The organism is Novosphingobium capsulatum NBRC 12533 (assembly GCF_001598375.1).
Classification (GTDB): Bacteria; Pseudomonadota; Alphaproteobacteria; order Sphingomonadales; family Sphingomonadaceae; genus Novosphingobium; species Novosphingobium capsulatum.
Window position 1 is genome coordinate 90,252 of record NZ_BCYV01000007.1, and the last position, 24,863, is coordinate 115,114.

Genomic DNA, 24,863 nt, shown 5'->3' on the forward strand with positions numbered 1-24,863 from the left:
TCAATCCATGTGCAGATGAAGATCGTCACCATCCCGGCTGCGGCGTGGCCCGCGCAGGAACAGCAGCAGCGGAATGGCCAGCAGCGTGACCAGGAACAGTGCCCAGAACGCATCGATATAGCCGACCATGGCCGCCTGGTTGGTGATTGCCGCGTTGATCCGCGCCACCTGGTCTGCGGCATGGAAATCCAGCCCCGGCGCTGTCCAGGCCAGCACCGGATTGTCGGGCCGCACCCCTTCGACCAGACGGGCATGCACCGTGGCGGTGTTGCGCACGGTCATCGCCTGCAGCACCGAAATGCCGATGGCCGAGCCGATGTTGCGGATCAGCGTGAACATCGCCGCGCCTTCGTTGCGGAACCGGGGATCGAGCGTGGCAAACGTGATGGTGGACAGCGGCACGAAGATCATGCCCGTCCCCAGACCCTGGATGAAGCCCGACCAGATCATCAGGCTTTCATCCATGCCCAGCGAGAACGCGCTCATCCGATACATCGACCAGGCGCTCAGGATAAACCCGATCAGGATCAGCAGCCGCGCATCGACACGCTTGATCAGCCGCCCGGCCAGCATCATCGCGATCAGCGAACCCACCCCGCGCGGCGCGGTGACGAGGCCGGTCAGCACCACCGGATAGTGCATCAGCCCTTCCAGCATGGGCGGCAGCAGGGCGAGCACCGAAAAGATCAGCACGCCCAGGAAAAAACCGAAGATCGAACCCAGCGTGAAATTGCGGTTGGCAAACAAGGCCAGATCGATGAACGGGCGCCGCGCTGTCAGGATGTGCACCACGAACAGATAGGCAAAGAGCAGCGCGAGCATGGCCTCGACCACGATCTCGGTGGCGCTGAACCAGTCCTTGGTCTGTCCGCGATCGAGCATCAGTTGCAGCGAACCCACCGCCAGGCCCAGCATGGCAAAGCCGAACAGGTCGAGCCGGGTCTGCGTACGTTGCGGGCTTTCCTTGAGGAACAGCGACAAGCCGGCAAAGGCCAGCGCGCCGATCGGCAGGTTGATGAAAAACACCCACCGCCACGTCAGGTTATCGGTCAGCCAGCCACCCAGCGCCGGGCCCACGATCGGCCCCAGCACCGCGCCCATCGACCACACCGACATAGCCGGGCCATGGCGCTCGGGCGGGTTGATATCGAGCAGGATGGCCTGGCTCATCGGCACCAGCGCCGCGCCGAACACGCCCTGCAACAGGCGGAATCCCACGATTTCGGTAAGATTGGTGGCCATGCCACACAGGCCCGAGGCGATGGTGAACCCCACGATCGACCACAGCATCAGCCGCCGCCGGCCAAACCGCCCGGCCAGCCACCCGGTCAGCGGCGTGCAGATCGCGGCGGCGACGATGTACGAGGTCAGGACCCAGGTGATCTCGTCGGCCGAGGCCGAGACGCTGCCCTGGATATGCGGCAGGGCGACGTTGGCGATCGTGCTGTCGAGCGAGTTCATCACCGTCGCGGCCATGACCGAGGCGGTGACCATGCGCCGCACCCCGGCCGGCGGATAGCCCGCGGTCATCAGTGCGCCGCCTGCCCGCTGCCGGCACCCCTGGTATTGACCGTCACTTCCGCGCTCAAACCGGCATGGAGCGGCACCCCGGCGGGCGGGTTCTCGATCTCGAACTCCACCGGCAGGCGCTGCACCACCTTTACCCAGTTGCCCGTGGCGTTTTCGGCCGGCAGCAGGGCAAAGCTGTTGCCCGTGCCAGGGCTGAAGCTGGCCAGGCGCGCGCGCAGGTGGAGCGAGGGAAAGGCATCGAGCCGGACCGTCGCCCGCTGCCCGATGCGCATCTGATCAAGCTGGTTTTCCTTGAAATTCGCCTCGATCCATAGATGCGTGCCGGCCAGGGTAAACACCGGCTTGGCCGCCGTGACATAGCTGCCCACCTGCAATTGCGGCACCTTGGTCACCACGCCATCCTGCGCGGCGCGCACCACCGTGTAAGACAGGTTGAGCCGCGCTTGATCGAGGGCCGCCTGCGCGCGGCGGACGGCAGGTTGGTCGGCGATCGGCGCATCGACCTTGCCCGAAAGCGCGGCCGCCAGGCTGGCATTGTGCTGTTGCGCGGCGGCCACGGCGGCGCGCGCGGTGCGCTCGGCCAGCACGGCCTGATCGGCCTGGTTCTGCGAGGAAATGCTCTGCGCCAGCAAGGCCTTCTGCCGCGCCGCCTCGCGCATGGCATAGTCCAGCTGGGCGCGCGCCGTCGTCAGTTCCGATTGGCCTTGGGCATAGGTGGCGCGCTGCGCCTCAACCTGGGTACGGGCATTGGCCAGGTCGGCCTCGGCCGCCGCCACGGCCACCTGGAATGGCGCGGGATCGATGCGAAACAGCACGTCGCCTTTCTTGACGCGGCTGTTTTCGTGCACCTCCACCGCGATCACCGGCCCGCTGACATTGGCGCTGACGGCGACAAGGCCGGCCTGGATATAGGCGTTGTCGGTGGTTTCGTGCCCCTGGCTGCCCAGATAGAGCCAGGTTCCCACCGCCGCGGCGATTACCACCCCGCCGACCAACAGGGGCAGGCGCCACCGCTGCCGCCGTGCCGGCGGTGCCGGATCTGCCACCACGTTGGCGTTCGGGCCACTGCCCGCCACATCATCTCGTGCCATTCTTTTGCCCACATCGCGCCCCGGCGCGCAAAGACGCCGTTTCGGGGCTCTCGTATCGCTGCATGCCCATAAGTCGAATGATTATTTGGCGATTTAGATATAAACAGTGTGCATGATCGCCCTCGACCTCAACCTGCTGCGCGTGTTCGATGCGCTGATGGAAACCCGCAGCGTCACCCGCGCCGCGCGCCAGCTCGGGCTGACCCAGCCCGCGGTCAGCCATGCCCTGGCGCGCCTGCGCCGCGTGATGGACGATCCGCTGTTCCTGCGTCAGCAAAGCGGCTTGCAACCCACTGCGCGTGCAGAGGAAATCGCCGGCGGCGTGCGGCGCGGCCTGGCGCAGTTCCAGGCCGCCCTGGCCCCCACTGCGTTCGAACCGGCGCGCGCCGACCGCACGTTCACCTTGGCGGCCAGCCCCTATTTCTGCCACCTGATGGTGCCGGCCCTGGTGGCGCATGTGCGGCAGGTCGCGCCCGGCGTCAGCCTGCGGATCGTCCCTTCCGGGGAGGCGGTGGTCACCCTGCTGGACCATGGCACGGCCGATCTGGCCCTGGGCGCCGCGATGAGCCTGCCCGAACGGATCGTGGTCGAACCGTTTTACGAAGAACAGATGGTGTGGATCGCCGCGCCGGATAATCCCGTGGTGACCCAGCGCCTGCCACTGGCCGCGATCGATCCCGCCGCGCGGATCACCATTACGCCCGGCGGCCCGGCGCCGCTGCCGGGCTTTCCCGCCGGGATCGGCGCCACGGCGCAGGCGGATCTGGGCGATTGGCGCACCACCCCCACCGTACCCAGCCGCATCACCGTCTATGAATCGCAGACCGCCGTGGCCCTGGTGGCGCGCACCGATCTGGTCGCCCGCGTTTCCGCGCGCATCGCCGCGCCGGCGGTGGCGCGCGGCGATGTCGTCGTGCTCGATGGGGTGGATGAGGAAGTGCGCATTCCCATCGCGCTGATCTGGCACGCCCGCCAGCGCGCAGACCAGGGCCTCGCCTGGCTGCGCGCGACGATCCGCGCCTTATAGCTTAGACTAGGCGCTCCACGATGGTGACGTTTGCCACCCCGCCCCCTTCGCACATGGTCTGAAGGCCATAGCGGCCACCCGTGGCCGACAGGGCGTGCAGCAGCGTGGTCATCAGCTTGGTGCCCGACGCCCCCAGCGGATGGCCCAGGGCAATCGCGCCGCCGCGCACGTTGAGGCGCGCCGGATCGGCCCCGAGCGCGGCCAGCCAGGCCATCGGGATGGAGGCAAACGCCTCGTTCACCTCGAACAGGTCGATATCGCCCAGCGCCATGCCGGCGCGTTGCAGCGCGCGGCGCGTGGCCGGGATCGGTTCTTCCAGCATGATCACCGGATCGCCGGCGGTCACCGTCAGGTTGACGATCCGCGCGATAGGCGAAAGGTTGTAGCGCTTGAGCGCCGCCTCACTTGCCACCAGCACGCCCGATGCGCCATCGGTCATCTGGCTGGCATTGCCCGCCGTGAGCGAGCCGCCTTCGGTCAAGGGCTTGAGGCCGGCCAGCGCATCCAGCGAGGCATCGGCGCGCACGCCTTCATCGCGTGCAAACGGACCCTCTGCCGTCATCACCGGCACGATTTCAGCGTCGAAAAGCCCTGCCGCGATCGCTGCAGCGGCCTTCTCGTGGCTGGCCAGGGCATAGGCGTCCATCGCCTCGCGGCTGAAGCCATACTTGTCGGCAATCGCCTGGGCGCCATGGAACTGGTTGAAGGCCGGCACGCCAAAGCGGGTCTGCACCGATTCCGGCCAGGGGCCCTGGCCCAGCCCCGCCGCTGTGTGCAGCGCCACGTTCGACCCCATCGGCACGCGCGTCATGCTTTCCACGCCGGCGGCGATGACCACGTCCTGGGTTCCGCTCATCACCGCCTGCGCGGCAAAGTGCAGTGCCTGTTGCGACGATCCGCACTGGCGATCGATCGTCACGCCCGGCACCGATTGCGGCAGGTTGGATGCCAGCACCACGTTGCGGCCCAGGGCCGAACCCTGCTCGCCCGCCTGGGTAACGCAGCCCAGGATCACGTCATCCACGCCGGCCGGGTCCATCCCCGCGCGCGCGATCAGGGCATTGAGCACCACGGCGCCAAGATCGGCCGGATGCACGCCAGACAGCGCGCCCTTGCGCCGGCCGCCGGCAGTGCGCGCGGCGGCCACGATATAGGCTTCAGGCATAAGTCATCTGTCCTTGTTGCTCGGGAAAAGGCACGCCGCCACTCAGCGCGGCGCCATGCGGATGCCGCCATCGAGGCGCACATCCTCACCATTGAAATAGCTGTTTTCGATCAGCCCGATCGCCGCCGCGGCGTATTCGGCCGGCATGCCAAAGCGCTTGGGAAACGGCACCGATGCCGCCAGCGTTTCCTTCACCGCGTCGGGCGCGGCATTCATCAGCGGGGTATCGAAAATGCCCGGCAGGATAGTGTTGATCCGCACGCCATCGCCCATAAGATCGCGTGCAATGGGTAGGGTCATGCCGACGATGCCACCCTTGGAAGCCGAATAGGCGGCCTGGCCCACCTGGCCATCCTCGGCCGCGACCGAGGCGGTCATCACGATTGCGCCGCGCTCGCCATCCTCGCCAGGTTCCAGCGTCAGCATGCCGGCTGCCGCCTTGGCAACGCAGCGGAACGTGCCGACCAGGTTTACCTGAATAACCGAATTGAACGCATCGAGCGGGAAATGCCCGATCGTGCCATCCTTGCGCGATCGTGCGGCGGTCTTGGCGGGAAAGCCGATGCCGGCGCAGCACACCAGCACGTTTTCCTGGCCATGGGCGGCGCGTGCGGCGGCAAACCCGGCATCGACCGATGCTTCGTTGGTCACGTCAACCTGCGCGAAATGGCCGTCGATTTCCGCCGCCAGGCTGCTGCCCAGGGTTGCATTGAGATCGAACAGCGTCACCTTGGCGCCGCGTGCTGCCAAGGCGCGCGCAGTCGCGGCGCCCAGGCCCGATGCGCCGCCGGTGACCACGGCAACAGTGGATGGTCCAATTTTCATCTGATCGGCTTCCTCTCGATTAGGCGTAAGCGGTAATGCGCTCGATGATGATCGCCGGGGCCATGCCGCCGGCCGCGCACATCGTGGCGAGGCCCAGGCGCTGGCCGGTGCGCTCCAGCTCGTCCAGCAACGTGCCCACCAGGATAGCGCCGGTCGCGCCGATTGGGTGGCCCAGCGCGATCGCCCCGCCGTTGACGTTGACCTTGTCGCGATCGAGCCCCAGGTCGCGGATGACCTTTTCCGGCACCACGGCAAACGCCTCGTTGATTTCCCACAGATCGATGTCCGCCACGCCCAGGCCGGCACGGGCCAGGGCCTTGCGGGCTGCGGGCACCGGCGCGTTGAGCATCAGCGTGGGATCATCGCCCGCGTTCACTGCCGCCACCACCCGGGCGCGGGGCACCAGGCCATGACGCTCGCCAAATTCGCGCGAGCCGACCAGAACGGCTGCGGCGCCATCGACCACGCCCGAACTGCTACCGGCGTGATGCACCGGCACGATCTCAAGGTCGGGATAGCGCCGCGCGATCTGCCGGCGAAAGGTATCGCCGGCCGCATTGTAGGGCATGTCCATCAAGTCGGCGAAGGCAGGCTTGAGCTGTGCCAGGCTTTCGGCCGTGGTCTGCGGGCGGGGAAACTCCTCGTGGTCGAGCACCATAGCCCCGGCGTCGTCGAGCACGGGCACGACCGAACGGGCAAAGCGCTTTTCGGCGATGGCAATCGCCGCGCGACGCTGGCTTTCGGCAGCAAATGCGTCAAGCGCCTCGCGCGTGATCCCCTCCATGCTGGCGACCGCATCGGCACACACGCCCTGGTGTGATTGCGGATGCCGCTGGTCGAGCCGGTCATTACCCGCCCCCATCATCGTCGGGCCAAGCCCGGCCGCCACTTCGGCCCTTTCGCGATCGGCGGTGAAGCTCATCATTTCGGTGCCGCCGGCGATCACCGCGTCTTCCAGACCGGCCATCACCTGCCCGGCGGCGAGCGCTATGGCGGTGATCCCCCCACCGCAGAACCGATCGAGCGTCATGCCCGAGGTCTGCACGTCCATCCCGGCGTCGAGCAGGGCCATGCGGGCAAGGTCGCCGCCCTGCTTGCCGCGCTGCGAGGAGGTGGACCAGATCACATCGTCGATCACGGCGCCCGCGAGACCGTTGCGGGCGACGAGAGCCTCAAGCACTGTTGCCGCGAGGTGCTGCGGGTGAAGATGGGCGAGTGCGCCCTTGCCCGACTTACCGATGCCGCGCGGCGTCCGCACCGCGTCAAAGATATACGCATTGCCCATGGCGAGTCGGTCTCCTCTGGCTGCATCGATCTTTATTAATCGATTGATTGGTTTTGTAGAGCGCCTTTTACGCAAACCGCGTCGCTTGTAAACCGCCTTGACGCGCGCATTCGCTCCCGACGCGCGCAGTCGAGGAAAAAAGATCAACTTCTCAGCGGTTCAGTCTTTGTCCGGGCGCAGTCCGCGCAGGAACAGGTCGCGCAGCAGCGTGGCGTAGGCCTGCTTGATTCCCACGTCGACCTTGGCCACACCCAGCGTGGTGGGCACCGAATAGGCGGCGAAGAAGATGTGGTCGGCCGCGCCGACCAGCGCGTAATAGAGCAAGGCCGGATCGACATCGACCATTGTGCCTTCGCGCACGCCCTGGGCCACGATCTGCCGATAGGCGGCCATCATCGGCGTGATGAACATGTCCGACACGCGCGCGCTGGCTTCCGGTCCGCCGGCTTCGACCATGTAATGCACCAGCCGGTTGAGATAGGGCGAGCGGTAATAGGCGTTGACGATCCCCTCGACGTGGATCGTCATCTTGCGCTCGGCCGAGACATCCATCGCCACCAGCGCGTCGAGACCGCTCATTTCCCGTTCGGCCTCGCGCTCCAGCAAGGCCATCAGCAGTCCCTGCTTGTCGCCGAAATAATACTTGATCATCGCGGAGTTGACGCCGGATCGCCGCGAGATTTCGCTCAGTGATGCTTCGATCTGGGTGGCTTCGGACAGGATTTCTGCCGTGGCATTGAGCAGCGCGGTACGTGCCGTCTCGCGCCGGGCGGCACGCAGGGTTCCTTCGCGGGCGATTTCGGATGCCGTCGTCATCCCAGCAGTCATAAACCGATCAATTAACATCGCAAGGGGGGATGCAGGCGGGCGCTTCGGAGAATTCTCCGAAGCAGGCGTATTGACACCGCCGCGCGACCGCCGATAGAAGTTAGCCAATCGATCGATTAACTTTGACGAATGGGCGCGCCGGACTTCCTACCGATCAGACGCCCGCCATACCGAGAGAGGATACCCCATGAGGCTTCAGGTGGTTACCGCGCGACTCGCATTCCTGCTAGGATGTGCATGGTCCCCCGCTTTGGTTCATGCGCAAGCTACGCCTGATGTGTCGGCCGAAGCCACGCCCGCAGCCGCGCCCGGCGACATTATCGTCACCGCGCAGCGGCGCTCGCAGTCGATCCAGACCGTGCCGATCGCGATCACTGCGCTCAGCGGCGACCAGTTGGGCAACAAGGGCGTGACCAATGCCAATCAGCTTGGCCAGATCGTGCCCAACCTGCAGATCAACAGCGCCATGGGCGATACCCAGCCCAACTTTGCGCTGCGCGGGGTCAGCGTGGCCAACGAATATAACCCGAACCAGGTCTCGCCGATTGGCGTCTATATCGACGACGTGAATATGGTGAACCGCGTGGGCCAGGGCGGCGGCCTCTATGATCTTCAGCGCGTGGAAGTGCTGCGCGGGCCACAGGGCACGCTGTTTGGCCGCAATACCACAGGTGGCGCGATCAACTTCATCACCAACACCCCGACGCTGTCAGGCAATCGCGGCTATGCCGAAGCCGGATATGGCAATTTCAACACGTTCAAGGCGCAAGGCGCGCTCGAAACCACGATGGTGGAAGACGAACTCGGCTTCCGCGTGGCCGCCACTTATGAAAAAGGCGACGGCAAGTTCCGCAACATCTATCCCGGCCAGCCCGACGCCGGCTCGGTCGATAGCCTCCAGGTGCGCGGCACGCTGCATATCCGCCCTGGCGCAGGCCCGCTGGATATCGTGATCAAGGCCTATGCCAGCCGCGCCAACGGCACGCAGCAGCCGATCAAGGGTCTTGCCGCCACCGCCGCGCCCGGTTTCTTTGAAATCAACGAAAATCGCATCGGTCAAAACCGCACGCGGCAATACGGCACCTCGGCCAAGATTTCCTACGAACTGTCGCCGCGCCTCTCGTTCACGTCGATCACCGCCATCGGCAATGGCCTGCTCGACGCCGCATTCGATGCCGACGGTTCGCCGCTCGATATCCTCGATCTTCAACAGAAGGCCAAGTTCGACCAGTTCAGCGAGGAAGCCCGCTTCAACTACGAAGGCAAGGCGGTCAAGGCCGTGGCCGGCGTGTTCTATGGCTGGGACAAGACCGTCTCTGACAACGGCTTCGATATCGGCAGCGCCATCGCGCCAGGCGTGGACGGTGGGTTCTTCCAACATTTCCGCCAGGTGCGGCGTACTTATGCGGTGTTCGGGCAGACCGACGTGAACCTGACGCCCAGGCTCGTGGCCACGATCGGCCTGCGCTACAGCGCCGATCGCTCGGCCTATGACGATGGCTACGCCTATCTCTTCATGGGCGCTTTCGGCGGCACGCGCACGCCGCTGTTCACCACGGTGCCCTGCACCACCGGCGTCGGCACCTGCCCTTATGACGCCAACGCGCGCTATGCCATCAAGGGGCGCAACAACGCACTTACCGGCCGCGCCGCGCTGACCTATACGTTCGACAGCGGTACGCTGCTCTATGCCAGCTATAACCGCGGCTATCGTTCCGGCGCGTTCAACGGCGGTGGCTACACCAATTCGGCCGGGATTACCTATATCAAGCCGGAATACGTCAACGCCTATGAAATCGGCGCCAAGGGCCGTTTCCTCGATCGCCGGCTGTCCCTCGCCCTCGCCGCCTTCTATTACGATTACCAGAACCAGCAGTTGCAGGATACGCGGCCTGGCCCGGTCTCGTTCCTGCTCAACGCGCCCAAGTCGGAAAGCTATGGCTTCGAAGGCGAGGCGACCTATCGCGCCTCTTCGCGCTTCTCGGTTAATGCGTCGGTCGGCTATCTCCACGCCACCTACAAGGAACTCACGCTTTCCGGCACGAACCTTGCCGGCAACGACCTGCCTTTCGCGCCGCGCTGGACGGCGCAGGGCGGGTTTGACTGGGCACCGCTCGACATTGCCGGCGGGCCGCTGACCTTCTCTCCCAACCTCAACTACGTCAGCCGCCAGTTCTTCTCGCCGTTCAACGCCGTCAACGCCGCTGGCGGTGCCCAGGTCAATTCCGAATTGCAGCAGGGTGCCTACGTCAAGGTCAACGGCGCGATCACCTGGACGCGCGGCAATGTCACGCTGCGGGCCTGGGTGCAGAACCTGTTGCAGGAAAAAACCCTGGCTTACGGCCTCGATCTGCGCGGCGCCGGCTTCCCGTTCAACTATCTCGTCCCGGCCCAGCCCCGTACCTATGGCGGGTCGGTTCGTTTCACGTTCTGATCCCGGCACCAGGAGCCTTCATGATCCCTATCGAGACCCGGCCCGCCGCCAGCGACGAACTCGCGCTGTTCCGTGATGCCGTGCGCAAGTTCTTCGCCGCCCACTTGCTGCCCAACCTTGACCGTTGGGAGGAGCAGGGCATTGTCGACCGCGCCTTCTGGCACGCTGCGGGGGAAGCGGGCCTGCTCTGCCCCACCGCGCCCGAGGACCATGGCGGGCTGGGTCTCGATTACCGCTACAACGCCGTCATCGGCGAGGAACTGGCCTATACCGGCAGTTCGGCGGGCCTGGTCCTGCAATCAGACATCGTGCTGGACTACATCGTCCACTATGCGTCCGAGGAACTCAAGGCACGCTGGCTGCCGCGCATGATCACCGGAGAGGCGATCGTCGCCATCGCCATGACCGAGCCGGGCACGGGCAGCGATCTTCAGGGCATCCGCACCACGGCGGTGCGGGATGGCGACGCCTATGTGATCAACGGCAACAAGACCTACATCACCAACGGTCAGCTCGCCGATCTGGTAATTGTGGTGGCCAAGACCGATCCGGCGGCCGGGGGCAAAGGCATTTCCCTGATCCTGGTGGAAGCCGATCGGCCCGGTTTTTCCCGTGGGCGCAATCTCGACAAGATAGGCCAGCATTCGGCCGATACTTCCGAACTGTTCTTCAGCGATGTGCGTGTGCCGATCGAAAACCGGCTGGGCGAGGAAGGCGCCGGCTTTGCCTATCTCATGGCACAATTGCCGCAGGAACGCCTGTCGATCGCCATCAGCGCGCAGGCCCTGGCGCAGCGGGCGTTTGACGAGGCCGTGGCGTTCACCAAGGATCGCAAGGCTTTCGGCAAGACGGTGTTCGATTTCCAGAACACCCGGTTTCAGTTGGCAGCGCTCCAGGCAGAACTGCAAGTGGGCTGGAGCCATATCGACTGGGCGCTGGATCGCCACGTGGCGGGGAAGCTGACCACTGCCGAGGCTTCTGCGGCCAAGCTCTATCACACCGAATTGCTCGGCCGCGTGGCGGACGAGGCGCTGCAACTGCATGGCGGCGCGGGCTACATGAACGAGTATCCGATCGCCCGGATCTGGCGCGACGCGCGCGTGATGCGGATCTATGGCGGCACGTCGGAAATCATGAAGGAAGTGATTGCCCGCAGTCTCTGACGGCTGTTGGGCAATCAAGGAAACTGGCGCCGCCCGATCGTGGCATCGGGCGGCGCCTTCTTGCGTTCAGAGGAAAGTTTCGCCGGCCGCCGCCTTGGTGCGCAGCAGGTTGGACACCGTGATCGGCGCACCTTGGGCAATCTGCTCGTCCAGCGCGGCCACGATCCGCGCCAGGCCGCAGTGGTCGCCCCAGATCATCGGCCCACCGGTATAGACCGGCCAGGCATAGCCCGCGACGAGCGCCATATCGATGTCTGACGCGCGCAGCGCGATGCCTTCTTCCAGCAGCTTGGCCCCTTCGTTGACCACCGGGAAGAGCAGGTGCTCGATGATATCCTGCGCCGACAGCGTGGGGGCAGGCTGGCCCGAGCGTGCGGCAAAATCGCGGATCGTGGCTTCGGCGAAAGCCGAGGGCGTGCCGCGCCGCTGCGCGTCATAGTCGTAATAGCCGCTGCCCGATTTCTGGCCCAGGCGCCCGGCTTCGCACAGCACTTCCTGCACGGTGCGCCCGGCGGTGTTTTCCTTATCCCAGCCAATCACATCCAGGCCAACAAGGTCCATCATCTGGAACGGCCCCATCGGAAAGCCATAGCCGACCATGGCCGCGTCCACGTCCCACGGCATCACGCCCTGCTCCAGCAGGCGATCGGCCGCTTCGCTGCGCCGCGCCATCGCCCGGTTGGCAATGAAGCCATCACACACGCCCGACAGCACCGCCACCTTGCCCAGCTTGCGGCCCAGCGTCATGGCGGTCTGGATCACGCGGTCGCTGGTCTTGGCCCCGCGCACCACTTCGAGCAGGCGCATGATGTTGGCCGGCGCAAAGAAGTGCAGCCCGACCACGTCTGCGGGGCGGGCGGTGACGGCGGCAATCGCGTCAAGATCGAGGAACGAGGTGTTGGACGCCAGCACCGCGCCCGGCTTGGCCAGCGCGTCGATCTGGCGGAACACCTGCTGCTTGAGGTCAAGCCGTTCGAACACGGCTTCTACCACCAGATCGGCCCGAGCCACGGCATCGAGCGCGGTGGCCGTGGCAAAGGCGGCCATGCGCGCGTCGCGCACGCTTGGCGTTATCCGGCCTTTGCTGGCCAATGCCTCCAGCGTGGCGCGCACATGCGCGGCGCCACGCTCCAGCGCTGGCGGGTTCACGTCGATCATCGTCACCGGAAAGCCGGCGTTGAGGAATGCCAGGGTAATGCCGCTGCCCATCGTGCCCGCGCCCACCACCGCGACCGAAGCGATCGCCACTTCGCCGCAATCGCGCGCCACCGGCACTTTGGCGGCGGCGCGTTCGGCGAAGAAGATGTGGCGCTGTGCCGCCGATTCCGGGCTGGCCATCAGTTCCTCGAACAGTTCCCATTCGCGGGTCAGCCCGGCCTCGAACGGGCGGTCGGTGGCCGCCTCGATCGCGCGCACGATGTTGCCCGGCGCCTTGAAGCCGACGAAGCTTTTCGCATGGCGGGCGCGATAGTCGGCGATCGTGGCGGCGGCCTCCTGCGGGGTGAGGTCGGCCGGCAAGTCGCGCGTGCGGCGCAGCGGGGCGCCGCTTGCCACCAGTTCGCGGGCGTAGGCCACGGCCTCGGCGCGCATGTCCTGGCCTTCCAGCACGCGATCGATCAAGCCGATGCGCAAGGCCTGCGCCGCAGCGACCGGTTTGCCGCCGACGATCAGGTCCAGCGCCTGGGCCACGCCGATCAGGCGCGGGGCGCGCTGCGTGCCGCCGGCGCCAGGCAACAGGCCCAGCGCCACTTCGGGCAGCCCGAGCTTGGCGGTGGGCACGGCGACGCGATAATGGCAGGCCAGCGCCAGTTCCAGCCCGCCACCCAGCGCCGTGCCATGGATCGCGGCGACGATCGGTTTGCTGGCACCGTCGAACCGGTCGAACATGTCATGCAGGCCAGGCGCGGCAAAGGGCTTGCCGAACTCGGTGATATCGGCCCCGGCAAAGAACGTGCGACCCGCACACAGGATCACAACGGCGGTCACTGCCGGATCGGCCAGAGCCTTGCCCATGGTTTCGTGGATCGCCTGGCGCACCGCCTGGCCCAGCGCATTGACCGGGGGCGAATCGATGGCGAGCACGGCCACGCCGTCCTCGTGCGACAGGGTGCAAAGCGGATTGGTCATCGATCGGAAAGCCTCTCACCATGGCGGCCGGAAACAGCCCCGGCCTGCCTTGATGGCTGGCTTAAAAACTCCACATGACGAAGTCAATTGATCGATCAGTTAAGTTCATGGTTGCGCCCCCGGCCCGTTCATGGCTATGCTGCTGTGCAGACGATCGCCGGCCACGGCGCGCGTCCGCAACGGCGCCCCGGAAAGAAACCGCGCCGCCCGAAACGAGAGGTTGTCGATGCACCCCAGCGAGTTTGCCCGCGCCATGCCGGACAAGGCAGCCATCATCATGGCCGGCTCGGGCCAGACCATCACCTTCGCGCAGCTGGAAGCCCGTTCCAACCAGGGCGCACATCTGTTGCGCGGCGCCGGGCTGCAACAGGGCGCGGTGGTGGCGATCATGCTGGAAAACGACGCGCGCTATCTCGAGATTACCTGCGCGGCCCATCGCGCCGGGCTCTATTTCGTGTGCCTGTCCACCCGTCTCGCCCCTGCCGAGATCGCCTATATCCTGCAGGACAGTGGTGCCCAGATGCTGATCGCCTCAGGCACGCTGGCGCCGCTGCTGCAGACGCTGGGTGATGCCGCGCCAGCCTTGCGCTATACGCTTGGGCCGGCTGTTCCGGGCTGGCAGACTTGGGAAGACGCTACCGCCTCGCTGCCGACCACGCCGATCGCGGACGAGCGCGCCGGGATCGACATGCTCTATTCCTCGGGCACCACCGGCCGTCCCAAGGGCATCAAGCCGCCCCTGCCGAGCGATCCCGCCATCACCACGCCCTCTCCGCTGGGCACCGTCTGCGCGCGGCTGGGGTTCGGGGCCGAGACGATCTATCTCAATCCCGCGCCGCTCTATCATGCCGCGCCGCTGCGCTGGTGCCGCGAAGTGCTCGCGCTGGGCGGCACGGTGGTGATCATGGAAAAGTTCGATCCCGAAGCGGCCCTGGCGCTGATCGCGCGCTATCGCGTCACGCACAGCCAGTGGGTGCCCACCCATTTCGTGCGCATGCTCAAGCTGCCGGATGAAGCACGCGCGCGCCACGATTGCTCGTCGCTGCGCCTCGCGATCCACGCCGCCGCGCCCTGCCCGGTGCCGGTCAAGCAGGCCATGATCGACTGGTGGGGCCCGATCCTGATGGAATACTATTCCGGCACCGAGGCGATCGGCATGACACTGATCACCGCGCCCGAATGGCTGGCCCATCCCGGTTCGGTGGGACGCGCGATGATCGGCACGCTGCACATCTGCGATGAGGACGACAACCCCCTGCCCCCGCGCCAGGAAGGGCTGGTGTGCTTTGCCGATGGCCCAGCCTTTTCCTATCACAACGACCCCGAAAAGACCGCCGCAGCCCACAATCGCCATGGCTGGGCCACGTTTGGCGACGTAGGCTGGCTTGACGAGCACGGCTATCTCTATCTCACCGATCGCAAGAGCTTCATGATCATCTCGGGCGGGGTCAATATCTATCCGCAGGAAATCGAGAACGCCCTGGTGGTCCACCCGCGCATCGCCGATGCTGCCGTGGTCGGCGCGCCCGATGCGGAAATGGGCGAATGCGTGGTCGCGGTGATCCAGCCCATGGACATGGCCGATGCCACCCCGGCTTTTGCCCGCGCGCTGATCGACTGGCTGCGGCCACAGCTTTCCGGGGTCAAGATCCCGCGCCGGGTGGAATTCATGGCCGAACTGCCGCGCCATCCCACCGGCAAGCTCTACAAGCGCCTGCTACACGATCGCTATCGCCAGCCCGACGCCGAACTGCCGGCGCTGCTGGCATAGCGCCTGCCAATTTGACCAGACACAAGACCGGAGAGTGCCAAGATGAGCGGGTTTGTCGTCAACCAGATCGCCGATCCCACGCTGTATGGAGACCCGCAGCGGCTGCACCAGTTCTATGACTGGCTGCGCCGCGAACATCCGGTCGCCTGGGCCGATCCCGAAGGCTTCCGCCCGTTCTGGGTGGTCTCGCGCCACGCCGATATCCGCGAACTGGAACGCCAGCCCGAAATCTTCAACGCCGGCCCGCGCATGACTCTGCTGCCGATCCCGGTGGAGCAGGCCAACGTGGCGATCTTCGGCGTCGAATCCGGGGTTTTCCCGCTCACCGCGATGGACGGCGCCCACCACCAGGCGATGCGCGCGCTGACCCAAGATTTCTTCCTGCCCAAGAACATCCGCAAGCTGGAAAGCGCCATCGCGCAGCATGCCGCCGCGTTTGTGGCGCGCATGGCGCAGGATGAAGGGCAATGCGACCTCGCCACCGATATCGCCTTCTGGTATCCGCTGCGCGTCGCCATGGCGATCCTGGGCATCGACGAGCAGGACGAAGCGCGCATGCTGCGCCTCACCCACGAGTTGTTTGGCGCGTCCGATCCGGCAGTGCGCCGTCCCGGCCTGACCGAGGCCGAACATATCGTGGCGGTCAAGCAGGACTACATCGCCTTCTTCGATGCGATCACGCGCGATCGCCAGGCCAACCCGCGCGATGACGTGGCCACGCTAATCGCCACCGGCATGCCCGGTGGCACCGAGATGAGCGCGGAAGAGCGCTTGGGCTATTACGTGATCGTTGCCACGGCCGGGCACGATACCACCGCCGCCTCGATCGTGGGCGGCATGCAGGCGCTGCTCGACAATCCCGAGCAGATAGCCCTGCTCAAAGCCCATCCCGAAATGTTGAAGACTTTCGTCAACGAGGCGATCCGCTGGACCGCGCCGGTCAAGCACTTCATGCGCAATGTGACGCAGGACTATACGCTGCACGGCCAGACCCTGCGCGCGGGCGATCATGTCTTGCTCTCGTTCGGCGCGGCAACGCGCGATCCCGAGGCCTTTGGCGATGCCGACCAGTTCCGCATCGATCGCGCACTCAACAACCACCTCGCTTTCGGACACGGCCCGCACACCTGCCTTGGCCAATATCTCGCCAAGTTGGAGATCGAGGCGTTTTTCACCGCCTTCTTCGCGCAGATCGCCACGATCGAGCCGGCCGGCCCGCCGATCTATACCGAAGGCTCGTTCGTCAGTGGCATCCGCGCCATGCCGGTGCGCTATTCCCGCCTGCCGCAGCCGGTGGAACCGGCATGACCGCCGCCGCATTCGAACAGATCACGCTCGAGGTTGACCAGGGCGTCGCCACGCTCACGCTGCACCGGCCGGACAAGCTCAACGCCTTCACCACGCAGATGATGCGCGAGATGGTCGCAGCGTTCGACGCGATCGATGCCGATGACGCGATCCGCGCGGTGATCGTCACCGGCAGCGGCCGCGCATTCTGCGCCGGGGCAGACATTTCCGGCGGCGCCGCCAACTTCCGGGTCGACGCCAGCGCGACCAGCGCGCCCGATTACAGCGATCCGGCCACGCGCGATGGCGGCGGCATCCTGGCCTTGCGCATCTTCCAGCTGAAGAAGCCGATCATTGCCGCGATCAACGGCCCGGCGATCGGTATTGGCGCCACCATGCTGCTGCCAATGGACCTGCGCATTGCCAGCGACACCGCGCGCTTCGGTTTCGTCTTTGCGCGGCGTGGCATCGTACCCGAAGCGGCATCGAGCTATTTCCTCCCCCGCCTGGTCGGCATCAGCCGCGCGCTGCGCTGGTGCTATACCGGCGCGGTGTTCGGCGCCGATGAGGCGCTGGCAGGCGGCCTGGTGGAACAGGTCGTGCCGCCCGCAGACCTCTTGCCCACCGCCCAGGCCCTGGCGCGCGAGATTGCCGACAACGCCGCGCCAGTTTCCGTCGCGCTCACCCGGCAGATGCTGTGGCGTGGCCTGGGGATGAGCGATCCGATGGAAGCCCATCGCATCGAAAGCCGTGGCATTCTCACCCGCAGCCAGAGCGCCGACGCCCAGGAAGGTGTCGCCGCCTTCCTCGAAAAGCGCCCCGCCCGCTTCCCTGATCGCGTCTCGGCCGACATGCCGGACTATTTCCCGTGGTGGGAAGAGACGCCCTATGGCTGAGGCGCGATAAGCGCCAGCGCCTGCACTTCGCTCACCACCTCGGCATATTTCGCCTGCAGATCGAACAGATTGGCCTGGTGCGGCGCGGGGTGGCGGTCGCCGCAGGCATCGGCGACCACAAATGGCAGGAAACCATGCTGGCACGCATCAAGCGCGGTGGCGCGGATGCAGCCTGAGGTGGATGTGCCGCAGATCAGCACCGTGTCCACGCCCATCGCCGTCAGCGTGGCGGCAAGATGCGTGGCGAAAAACGCCGAGGCATAGCGCTTGGTGATCACCACGTCGCCGTCCTGCGGGGCGAGAACGGCGGGAAAGGCGCCGAGTGGAGAGCCTTTTTCGAACGCCTTGAGCGCAGGCACCTTGCGGTAGAAGACGCCGCCATCGGCCCCGCCGGGCTGGTATTCCACGTTGGTGAAAATCACCGGCAGCCCAGCAGCGCGTGCGGCGGCGGTGATCCGCACGGCGCTTTCCAGCGCGCTTTCGATCCCGGCATAGAGCGGCGAGCCGGGCTGGAGATAGGCCTCCACCAGATCGACGAGCAGCAGCCCCGGGCGCTGCCCGAACGGCAGGCGCCCATCAAACGCGCCGGCATAGTTGGCATCGAGATCGCCGGCGTCCTTGGCCATCGCCTCAGATCACCCCGCGCGCGGCCAGGTCGTCCAGGTCATCGGCACCCAGGCCCAGCAATTCGCCATAGATTTCCGCATTATGCTGCCCCACCACCGATGGTGCCGGGCGGCGCACGCCGCCGGGCGTGGCGGAAAACTTGGGGAACGTCGATTGCATCTTGAGCGGGCCGAACCGCTCGGTCTCCACCTCGATGATCGCCTCGCGCGCCTGGAAATGCGGATCGTCCAGCATGTCGGGGGCGCGATAGACGCGGCCGGCGGGGATCGAATGCGCGATCATCAGCGCGTCGACCTCGTCCATGGTCAGCGTGCTGGTCCAGGCATTGATCAGCGCGTCCAGCTCGGTCTGGTTTTCGCCCCGCGCCAGATGCGTGGCATAGCGCGGATCATCGCCCAGTTCCGCCCGGCCCATCGCCGTGGCCAGGCGCTTCCACAGCGAATCCTTGTTGGCGCCGATCATGAACTCGCCATCCTTGCAGGAATAGACGTTGGACGGCGCGATACCCTTGAGGATGGAGCCAGACCGCTCGCGGATCAGGCCCATGCGATCGTATTCCGGCACCAGGCCTTCCATCACCTGCAGCACGCTTTCATAGAGCGCGGTGTCGATCACCTGGCCTTGCCCGGTCTTGTCCTTCACGTGCAGCGCGGCCAGCACGCCCATGCAGCCATACGTGGCGGTCAGCGTATCGCCGATCGACACGCCCATGCGGCTGGGCGGGCGATCGGGTTCACCCACGATATAGCGCCACCCGCCCATCGCCTCGCCAATCCCGCCAAAGCCGGCGCGATCGGAATAGGGGCCGGTCTGGCCATAGCCCGACATGCGCGCGATGATCAGGTGCGGAAATTCGGCCAGCAGCACGTCAGGCCCCATGCCCCACTTTTCCAGCGTGCCGGGCTTGAAGTTTTCGATCACCACATCGGCATGGGCGATCAGCCGCCTGACCAGCGCCTGGCCTTCGGGCACGCGCAAGTTGGCGCTGACCGAGCGCTTGTTGCGCGCGATCACTTCCCACTGCACCTTTTCGTTGCCCTGGCCCCACTCGCGCATGGGATCGCCGGTGAGCGGCGGCTCCACCTTGATCACGTCTGCGCCCATGTCGCCCAGCAACTGGCCGCAGAACGGGCCGGCCAAGAGCTGGCCCAATTCGACGACGCGGATATCCTGCAAAGCACCTTTGGTCATGTTCACTCCGCCGCTTCTGCTTGCGGCCACACCGGCGGGATGGGCGCCGGCAGCCCGGTTTCCGCCTGACAGGCCGCGCGCAGGGCATCAAGCCCCGGCCCGGTGTTGAACACCGGCAAGGCGCCGCCGCGCTCTGCCATCATCGCGTCACGCAGGGCTTGGGTCGCTGCCGCGTCAACCACGCCGGCGTCATCGGCCACCACGCCATAGGCGCGCGCGCCCTGCGGCGTGACCAGCCCCTGGACGATCTCCTTGCCCACCAGCGCCGGATCGCGCGCCAGCGGATCGCCCCAGCCACCGCCGCCCCAGGTGATGAAGTGCAACTGGTCGCCTTCCTCCACCGCCAGGTCTTCCACCTTGTTGCCCACGATCACCTGGCTGCCATCGGCCTTTTCCAGGATCTTGCGCGCGCGCTTGCCCGGATCGCCACCGTTCACGCCCCATGGCGGCACGAACCAGCGATCGTCATGGATCGCGATCGTGCCCGCACTCAGGAAACGATAGGTCATGTGAATGCCGTTGCCGCCGCGATGCAGCCCCGCCCCGCCCGAATCCGGCTCGGTGGAATAGCGCTCGATCATCATCGGGAAATAGCGTTCGAGAAACTCGTTGGGCACGTTGGTAAAGCCCGGCCACAGCGAATGGCCATCCGGCCCATCGCCAAGCGGCCGGCCGGGAATGCCGCCAAAGCCGATCTGGAACAGCTGGAACCAGGCGTGCCCCTTGCCCGGCCGCGTATCGTTGCCGGCATAGAACAGGTGCGGCGACGACGAGAACCCGGCGGCGTTGAGAAACTCTGGCGTCTTCTGCCCCAACAGACCCCCCAGGATATCGAAAATCCGGCCCAGCGCATGGGTGCGGCCCGATAGCGCGGCCGGAAAGCGCGGCTTGAGCAGGCTGCCTTCGGGAATGCGCACATCGATCAGGTCATAGAACCCGTCGTTGAACAGGATCTGCGGATCGAACACCATGATCATGTAGATGCCGAAGAACATCTTGAACATGTTTTCATTGAGATAGAAATTGATCGAGGCCACGCTCTGCGGATCGGTACCATCGAAATCGAGCACGACGGTCTCGCCATCGCGCCACATCGTGCACTTGATGCGATAGGGGCCAAAGCCCATGCCATCGTCGCAGATATAGTCTTCAAAGCTGACCGGCTCTTCGCTCACCGCCTGGCCCAGCAAGGTCTTCATGGCGCGGTGGTTGCGGGCCAAGAGTTCCTGCGTCGCCGAAACATATACATCGTCGCCAAACCGCTCGGCCATTTCCACCACGCGGCGCGCGGCCACCCGGCAGCTGGCGATCAAGGCATTGAGATCTGCCGCGCACCAATCGGGCTTGCGCGTCTGGTGCATCACCAGCTTCATCAAGTCGGCGTTGTATTCGCCCTTTTTCCAGATCTTGACCGGCGGAATGCGCACCCCTTCTTCATAGATGGAGCGGGCGTTGATCGGCATCGATCCCACCACTTTGCCGCCAATGTCGCTCTGGTGCCCGAACATCGAGGTATAGGCGATCAGGCGCCCGTCCTTGAACACCGGCAACAGCACCAGCCAATCGTTGGAATGGCTGATGGCGCCATCGACCGAATAGGGATCGGACAGGAAGATCATGTCGCCGTCTTCCAGCGTCCCGTCATAGTTGGACAGGAACCCGCCGATGAAGCTGCCGAACTGGCCCACGATCATCTTGCCGGTGTGATCGGCAATCAGCGGAAAGGCATCGCCCTGCTCGCGAATGCCCGGTGACATCGCGGTGCGCACCAGGGTGGCATCCATTTCCACGCGGGCATTGCGCAGCGCGTTTTCGATGATGTCGAGCGTGACCGGATCGATCGCGACTTTGGCAAACGGCGTGTGGTTGGTCTGGACGATTGTTGCAGGCATCGGGCTTCCCTTTCGTCAGGCCAGGGTGATGAGGATGTTGCCGACGGTATCGACCGTGGCGATGCAGCCGGTTTCGATCAGCGTGGTCGAATCCATTTCGCACACGATCGCCGGGCCAGGGATCACGTCACCGGCCTTGAGCCGCGCGCGGTCATAGATCACCGCGGCCTGCTCGGCCCCGTCCATCCACAGCACATGATCGCGGATCTTGGCAGCGGAAGGATCGCCATTGCCCTGCTCGAGCGGCGCTGCCGGCAGATCGAGCGCGCGGCCCAGCGCCACGGCGCGCAGGTTCACGATCTCGTGCGGAGTGTCCATGTTGAACGTGAACAGTCGCTTGTGCTCTTCGTCAAAGCGGGCGAGCACGCCGGCAATGCCATCGTCGGCCAGGGTCTGCGCGGTGATCGATAGCGGCACTTCAAAGGCCTGGCCGGCATAGCGCACGTCGATTTCAAAGCTGGTGGTGATTTCCGCCTCGGGCACGCCATCGGCCAGCAGTTCGCCGCGCACGTGGGTGGCCATTTCTTCCAGCACAGCGACCAGATCGGCCGGCGCGGTATCGCGCGCCAGGCGCGACCACGATCGCGCGGTTTCGGTGCGCATGCGCGTGGTGGCATCGCCCAGCGCACAGAGCACGCCGGGGCTGACTGGCGACACCGCCGGCCATGATCCCATCAGCCGCGCTACGGCATTGACATGCAGCGGCCCCGCTCCACCAAAACCCATCAGCGCAAAATCACGCGGGTCATAGCCCTGCTGCACCGAAATCATGCGCAGCGCGCCGAACATATTCTCGTTGACGATATCGATGATGCCGCGCGCCGCTTCCATCAGGCCGATACCCAGCGCATCGGCAATGGTCTGGACCGCTGCCCTGGCGCCTTCGCGATCGAGCTGGAACGTGCCGCCCAACAGGTTTTCAGGAAGATAGCCCAGCACGACATTGGCATCGGTTACGGTGGGGGCCGTGCCGCCTTTTCCATAGGCGACCGGCCCCGGCACCGCTCCTGCGCTCTGCGGCCCGACCCGAAGGGCTCTGGTCAGCGCGGGAACATAAGCGATCGAGCCACCCCCGGCGCCCACCGTCTTGACGTCCAGCGCCGAGGCGCGGACGGACAGGTGGCCCACTTCGGTGGTGCGCTGGCGGCGCGGCTCGAGGTTTTCGATCAGGGCAACGTCGGTGCTGGTGCCGCCCACATCGAGCGTGAGGATATTGCGGATGCCGGCATTGCGCCCCACCCAGATCGCCCCGGTCACGCCGCCCGCCGGGCCCGACATGAGGATGTTGACTGGGTGCTCTTCGGCCTTTTGCGCGCTCATCAGCCCGCCGTCCGAGCGCAGCAGCGAGAGCTTGCCGGTCATCCCCTCGGCCGCCAGGCGATTGCGCAGGTTGGAGACATACTTGCCCACCACCGGGCGCACGCTGGCATTGGCCACCGTGGTCAGCGTGCGTTCGTATTCCTGCATTTCGGGCAGCACTTCATGGCTGAGCGAGACCGGCACGCCCGGCAATACGTCGGCCGCCAGCTGGCCGATCCGCGCCTCGTGCGCGCCATTGGCATAGGCGTTGATCAGGCTGACCGTCACCGCCTCCACGCCTTGCGCCTTGAGCCTGGCCAGCTGCGCGCGCACGTCCGCCTCGTCCAGCGGGCGCACTTCGTGGCCCTCGGCATTCATCCGGCCCTTGACCGTCACGGTGTCTTCCAGCGCGGCGAGCGGCTGTGGCTTGGGCCAGATGATCCAGCCCGCTAGGCCGCCGGGCACATAGCTGCGCGCGATCTGCATGATATCGCGATAGCCTTCGGTGGTGACCAGCCCCACCCGCGCACCCTTGCCTTCCAGCACGGCATTGGTGGCAACGGTGGTGCCGTGCAGGAAATAGTCGATCGCGCCGGCGGTGATCCCCGCCTTGGCGCAAACGGCGGTCACACCGTTGAGAATGCCTTCGGAACTGTCGTGCGGAGTCGATGGCGTCTTGTGCCGCCAGAACGCGCCGCTGTCGGTGTCGAACAGCAAGAGATCGGTAAACGTGCCGCCAACGTCGACGCCAAGCCGGTAACCCATCGATCAACCACCCTTTCCAAAAAGCGTTCGTGCGTGCCGGTGCATCCTGCGGTTCAGGCTTGCGCCGGCCGGGGGAAAGGCGGCGCCTTGGCCACCATGCCCGGAAGCGTGCGATCCATCACCGAGCCCAGCCAATGATTGGCCGCGACCAGCGCGGCCAGGTCCAGCCCGGTGCGCACTCCGGCGCGTTCGAGCATATAGACCACGTCCTCGGTCGAAACGTTGCCGGCCGCTCCCGGCGCAAACGGGCAACCGCCCAGGCCACCGATCGCGGCATCGACCGTCACCGCGCCCGCGCCGATCGCGGCCCAGACATTGGCCAGGCCTGTGCCGCGCGTATTGTGGAAATGCACCCGCACCGGAATGGCCGGCACCGCCGCGCGCACCCTGGCCACCAGCGTGGCGACATGCGCCGGGTTGGCCACGCCGATCGTATCGGCCAAGCCGATTTCAACGGGATTGGCCTGGGCCAGTGCCTCGGCCATGGCCACCACGCGGTCCTCGCTCACTTCGCCTTCGAACGGGCAGCCGAATGCCGCGGCAATGGTCACCTGGCCCGTCTTGCCCGCCTGGCGTGCCATGGCGATGATCTCGCTGGCGGCCGCCACCGAGCCGTCGCTGGTCTGGCCCTGGTTGGCCTTGGCAAAGGTGTCGGTCGCCACCGAGACCGCGCCCAGCTGGTCGATCCGCCCAGTCTCGATCGCGCGGGCCGCGCCGCGCGCGTTCATCACCAGGCCGATGTAGGTCACGTCGTCGCGGCGCGGCAGGCCGGCGCAGACCGCCTCGGCATCGGCCATTTGCGGCACCGCCTTGGGATTGACGAAACTGGTCACCTCGATCCGCCGCGCGCCGGCGGCAATGGCGCGCTCCACCAGCGCGATCTTGTCGGCGGTGGAAATCATGGTCTTTTCGTTCTGCAACCCGTCTCTCGGGGCAACCTCGACCATTTCGATGGATTCTGTATACATTACTCGGCAGCCTCCCGCTGGCTCTGCTCGGCCAGCCCGCGGTGTGCATCGGCATAGGCGTGATAGGCGCGCAGGATGTGGCCGGTCATGATCGCTTCGGCCCAGGCGCCGTCCCGCCGGGCAAAGGCGGCGATCAGTTCTTCGTGCTCGCCGTAAGAGCGGTGCAGCGCCTCGCGCCCGTAATGGTGCGCCGTGCGCCACACCACCGGCTGCTCGATCAGCGTGGCGAGAAGCGCGGCCAGGCGGCGCGATCCGGCCACGTCCAGGATCGCCGCGTGGAAATCGCGATTGCCTTCGAGGAACCCGGCGACATCGGGCACGGGCTTGCGAATCGCCTCGCCCAGCCGGCGATTCGCCGCCCGGATGCGCTCCAGCGCTTCATCGCTCATCCGCTCGGCGGCGCGGCGCGCGGCCTTGCCTTCCAGCATCGCGCGCAGCTCGAACGCATCGGCCACATCGTCGATCGACCAATCCGCCACAAAGCTGCGCTGGGTATCGGTGCGGGTCACCAAAAGGTCGGACTCCAGCCGGCGCAGCGCTTCGCGCACCGGGGTGCGCGATACGCCGCAGCGCTCGGCCAGCGCCTCTTCCGCCAATTGCGCGCCGGCGGGCAGTTCGCCCGACAGGATCATGCTGCGGATCGCCTCATAGGCGCGGTCAGAAGCGCGTGACACATCCTTCTCCAAAGACCT

General features: G+C 66.0%; 19 protein-coding genes. 6 read left to right on the forward strand and 13 right to left on the reverse strand.

The window, feature by feature from the left end; genetic code table 11:
• Both SCA01S_RS05890 and SCA01S_RS05895 read right to left on the reverse strand, forming a co-directional pair.
• A complete protein-coding gene (locus tag SCA01S_RS05890; RefSeq protein WP_062783894.1) occupies positions 1-1,530 on the reverse strand; it encodes a DHA2 family efflux MFS transporter permease subunit in 1,530 nt (509 codons plus the stop codon).
• Positions 1,530-2,621 carry an HlyD family secretion protein gene (locus SCA01S_RS05895; protein WP_062783897.1) on the reverse strand — a complete coding sequence of 364 codons (1,092 nt, stop codon included), beginning with the start codon at positions 2,619-2,621 and terminating at the stop codon, positions 1,530-1,532. Before SCA01S_RS05895 ends, SCA01S_RS05890 begins: the two co-directional genes overlap by 1 nt.
• Positions 2,622-2,733: 112 nt before the next feature.
• Here SCA01S_RS05895 and SCA01S_RS05900 point away from each other — a divergent pair, with 112 nt between their 5' ends.
• The gene (locus tag SCA01S_RS05900) at positions 2,734-3,648 is read left to right on the forward strand and encodes a LysR family transcriptional regulator (RefSeq protein WP_062783900.1); all 915 of its coding nucleotides are present in this window, start codon (positions 2,734-2,736) and stop codon (positions 3,646-3,648) included.
• A gap of 1 nt (position 3,649) precedes the next feature.
• On the opposite strand, the gene SCA01S_RS05905 is transcribed toward SCA01S_RS05900, so the two are convergent.
• The 4 genes from SCA01S_RS05905 to SCA01S_RS05920 all read right to left on the reverse strand — a co-directional run bounded on the left by SCA01S_RS05905 (position 3,650) and on the right by SCA01S_RS05920 (position 7,739).
• Positions 3,650-4,813: an acetyl-CoA C-acetyltransferase gene (locus SCA01S_RS05905; protein WP_062783903.1), complete on the reverse strand. Its 1,164-nt coding sequence runs from the start codon at positions 4,811-4,813 to the stop codon at positions 3,650-3,652.
• Between the two features lie 42 nt (positions 4,814-4,855).
• Positions 4,856-5,638, reverse strand: coding sequence for an SDR family NAD(P)-dependent oxidoreductase (locus tag SCA01S_RS05910; RefSeq protein WP_022678572.1), 783 nt, complete (start codon positions 5,636-5,638; stop codon positions 4,856-4,858).
• Positions 5,639-5,657: 19 nt separating this feature from the next.
• On the reverse strand, positions 5,658-6,923 hold the full coding sequence (locus tag SCA01S_RS05915) for an acetyl-CoA C-acetyltransferase (RefSeq protein WP_062783906.1): 1,266 nt from the start codon (positions 6,921-6,923) through the stop codon (positions 5,658-5,660).
• 159 nt (positions 6,924-7,082) lie between these two features.
• A complete protein-coding gene (locus SCA01S_RS05920; RefSeq protein WP_062783909.1) occupies positions 7,083-7,739 on the reverse strand; it encodes a TetR family transcriptional regulator in 657 nt (218 codons plus the stop codon).
• Between the two features lie 289 nt (positions 7,740-8,028).
• Between SCA01S_RS05920 and SCA01S_RS05925 the strand changes: the two genes are divergently transcribed.
• The gene (locus SCA01S_RS05925) at positions 8,029-10,185 is read left to right on the forward strand and encodes a TonB-dependent receptor (RefSeq protein WP_062783912.1); all 2,157 of its coding nucleotides are present in this window, start codon (positions 8,029-8,031) and stop codon (positions 10,183-10,185) included.
• A gap of 20 nt (positions 10,186-10,205) precedes the next feature.
• The gene (locus SCA01S_RS05930) at positions 10,206-11,348 is read left to right on the forward strand and encodes an acyl-CoA dehydrogenase family protein (RefSeq protein WP_062783915.1); all 1,143 of its coding nucleotides are present in this window, start codon (positions 10,206-10,208) and stop codon (positions 11,346-11,348) included.
• A gap of 66 nt (positions 11,349-11,414) precedes the next feature.
• Here SCA01S_RS05930 and SCA01S_RS05935 read toward each other — a convergent pair whose 3' ends face one another.
• Positions 11,415-13,475, reverse strand: a complete 2,061-nt coding sequence (locus SCA01S_RS05935) for a 3-hydroxyacyl-CoA dehydrogenase NAD-binding domain-containing protein (protein ID WP_062783918.1) — start codon at positions 13,473-13,475, stop codon at positions 11,415-11,417.
• Positions 13,476-13,701: 226 nt separating this feature from the next.
• Here SCA01S_RS05935 and SCA01S_RS05940 point away from each other — a divergent pair, with 226 nt between their 5' ends.
• From SCA01S_RS05940 to SCA01S_RS05950, 3 genes are read left to right on the forward strand one after another with little or no spacing between them, the layout of a single operon-like run.
• Complete coding sequence (locus SCA01S_RS05940) at positions 13,702-15,246, forward strand: acyl-CoA synthetase (RefSeq protein ID WP_062783921.1); 1,545 nt, start codon at positions 13,702-13,704, stop codon at positions 15,244-15,246.
• 42 nt (positions 15,247-15,288) lie between these two features.
• On the forward strand, positions 15,289-16,554 hold the full coding sequence (locus tag SCA01S_RS05945; protein ID WP_062783924.1) for a cytochrome P450: 1,266 nt from the start codon (positions 15,289-15,291) through the stop codon (positions 16,552-16,554).
• Entirely contained in the window at positions 16,551-17,429 is an 879-nt protein-coding gene (locus tag SCA01S_RS05950) for a crotonase/enoyl-CoA hydratase family protein (protein WP_062783927.1), read from the forward strand. Before SCA01S_RS05945 ends, SCA01S_RS05950 begins: the two co-directional genes overlap by 4 nt.
• On the opposite strand, the gene SCA01S_RS05955 is transcribed toward SCA01S_RS05950, so the two are convergent.
• The 6 genes from SCA01S_RS05955 to SCA01S_RS05980 are packed head-to-tail and all read right to left on the reverse strand — an operon-like array spanning position 17,420 to position 24,845.
• On the reverse strand, positions 17,420-18,055 hold the full coding sequence (locus SCA01S_RS05955; RefSeq protein WP_062783930.1) for an N-carbamoylsarcosine amidohydrolase: 636 nt from the start codon (positions 18,053-18,055) through the stop codon (positions 17,420-17,422). The genes SCA01S_RS05950 and SCA01S_RS05955 overlap by 10 nt on opposite strands.
• Before the next feature lie 4 nt (positions 18,056-18,059).
• On the reverse strand, positions 18,060-19,247 hold the full coding sequence (locus tag SCA01S_RS05960; protein WP_043611360.1) for a CaiB/BaiF CoA transferase family protein: 1,188 nt from the start codon (positions 19,245-19,247) through the stop codon (positions 18,060-18,062).
• A gap of 2 nt (positions 19,248-19,249) precedes the next feature.
• Positions 19,250-21,139 carry a hydantoinase B/oxoprolinase family protein gene (locus SCA01S_RS05965; RefSeq protein WP_062783933.1) on the reverse strand — a complete coding sequence of 630 codons (1,890 nt, stop codon included), beginning with the start codon at positions 21,137-21,139 and terminating at the stop codon, positions 19,250-19,252.
• 15 nt (positions 21,140-21,154) lie between these two features.
• Positions 21,155-23,203, reverse strand: a complete 2,049-nt coding sequence (locus SCA01S_RS05970; RefSeq protein ID WP_062783936.1) for a hydantoinase/oxoprolinase family protein — start codon at positions 23,201-23,203, stop codon at positions 21,155-21,157.
• Between the two features lie 53 nt (positions 23,204-23,256).
• Entirely contained in the window at positions 23,257-24,171 is a 915-nt protein-coding gene (locus tag SCA01S_RS05975) for a hydroxymethylglutaryl-CoA lyase (protein ID WP_062783939.1), read from the reverse strand.
• On the reverse strand, positions 24,171-24,845 hold the full coding sequence (locus SCA01S_RS05980) for a GntR family transcriptional regulator (protein WP_054131539.1): 675 nt from the start codon (positions 24,843-24,845) through the stop codon (positions 24,171-24,173). The genes SCA01S_RS05975 and SCA01S_RS05980 overlap by 1 nt, the downstream gene beginning before the upstream one ends.
• Positions 24,846-24,863: the final 18 nt, after the last annotated feature.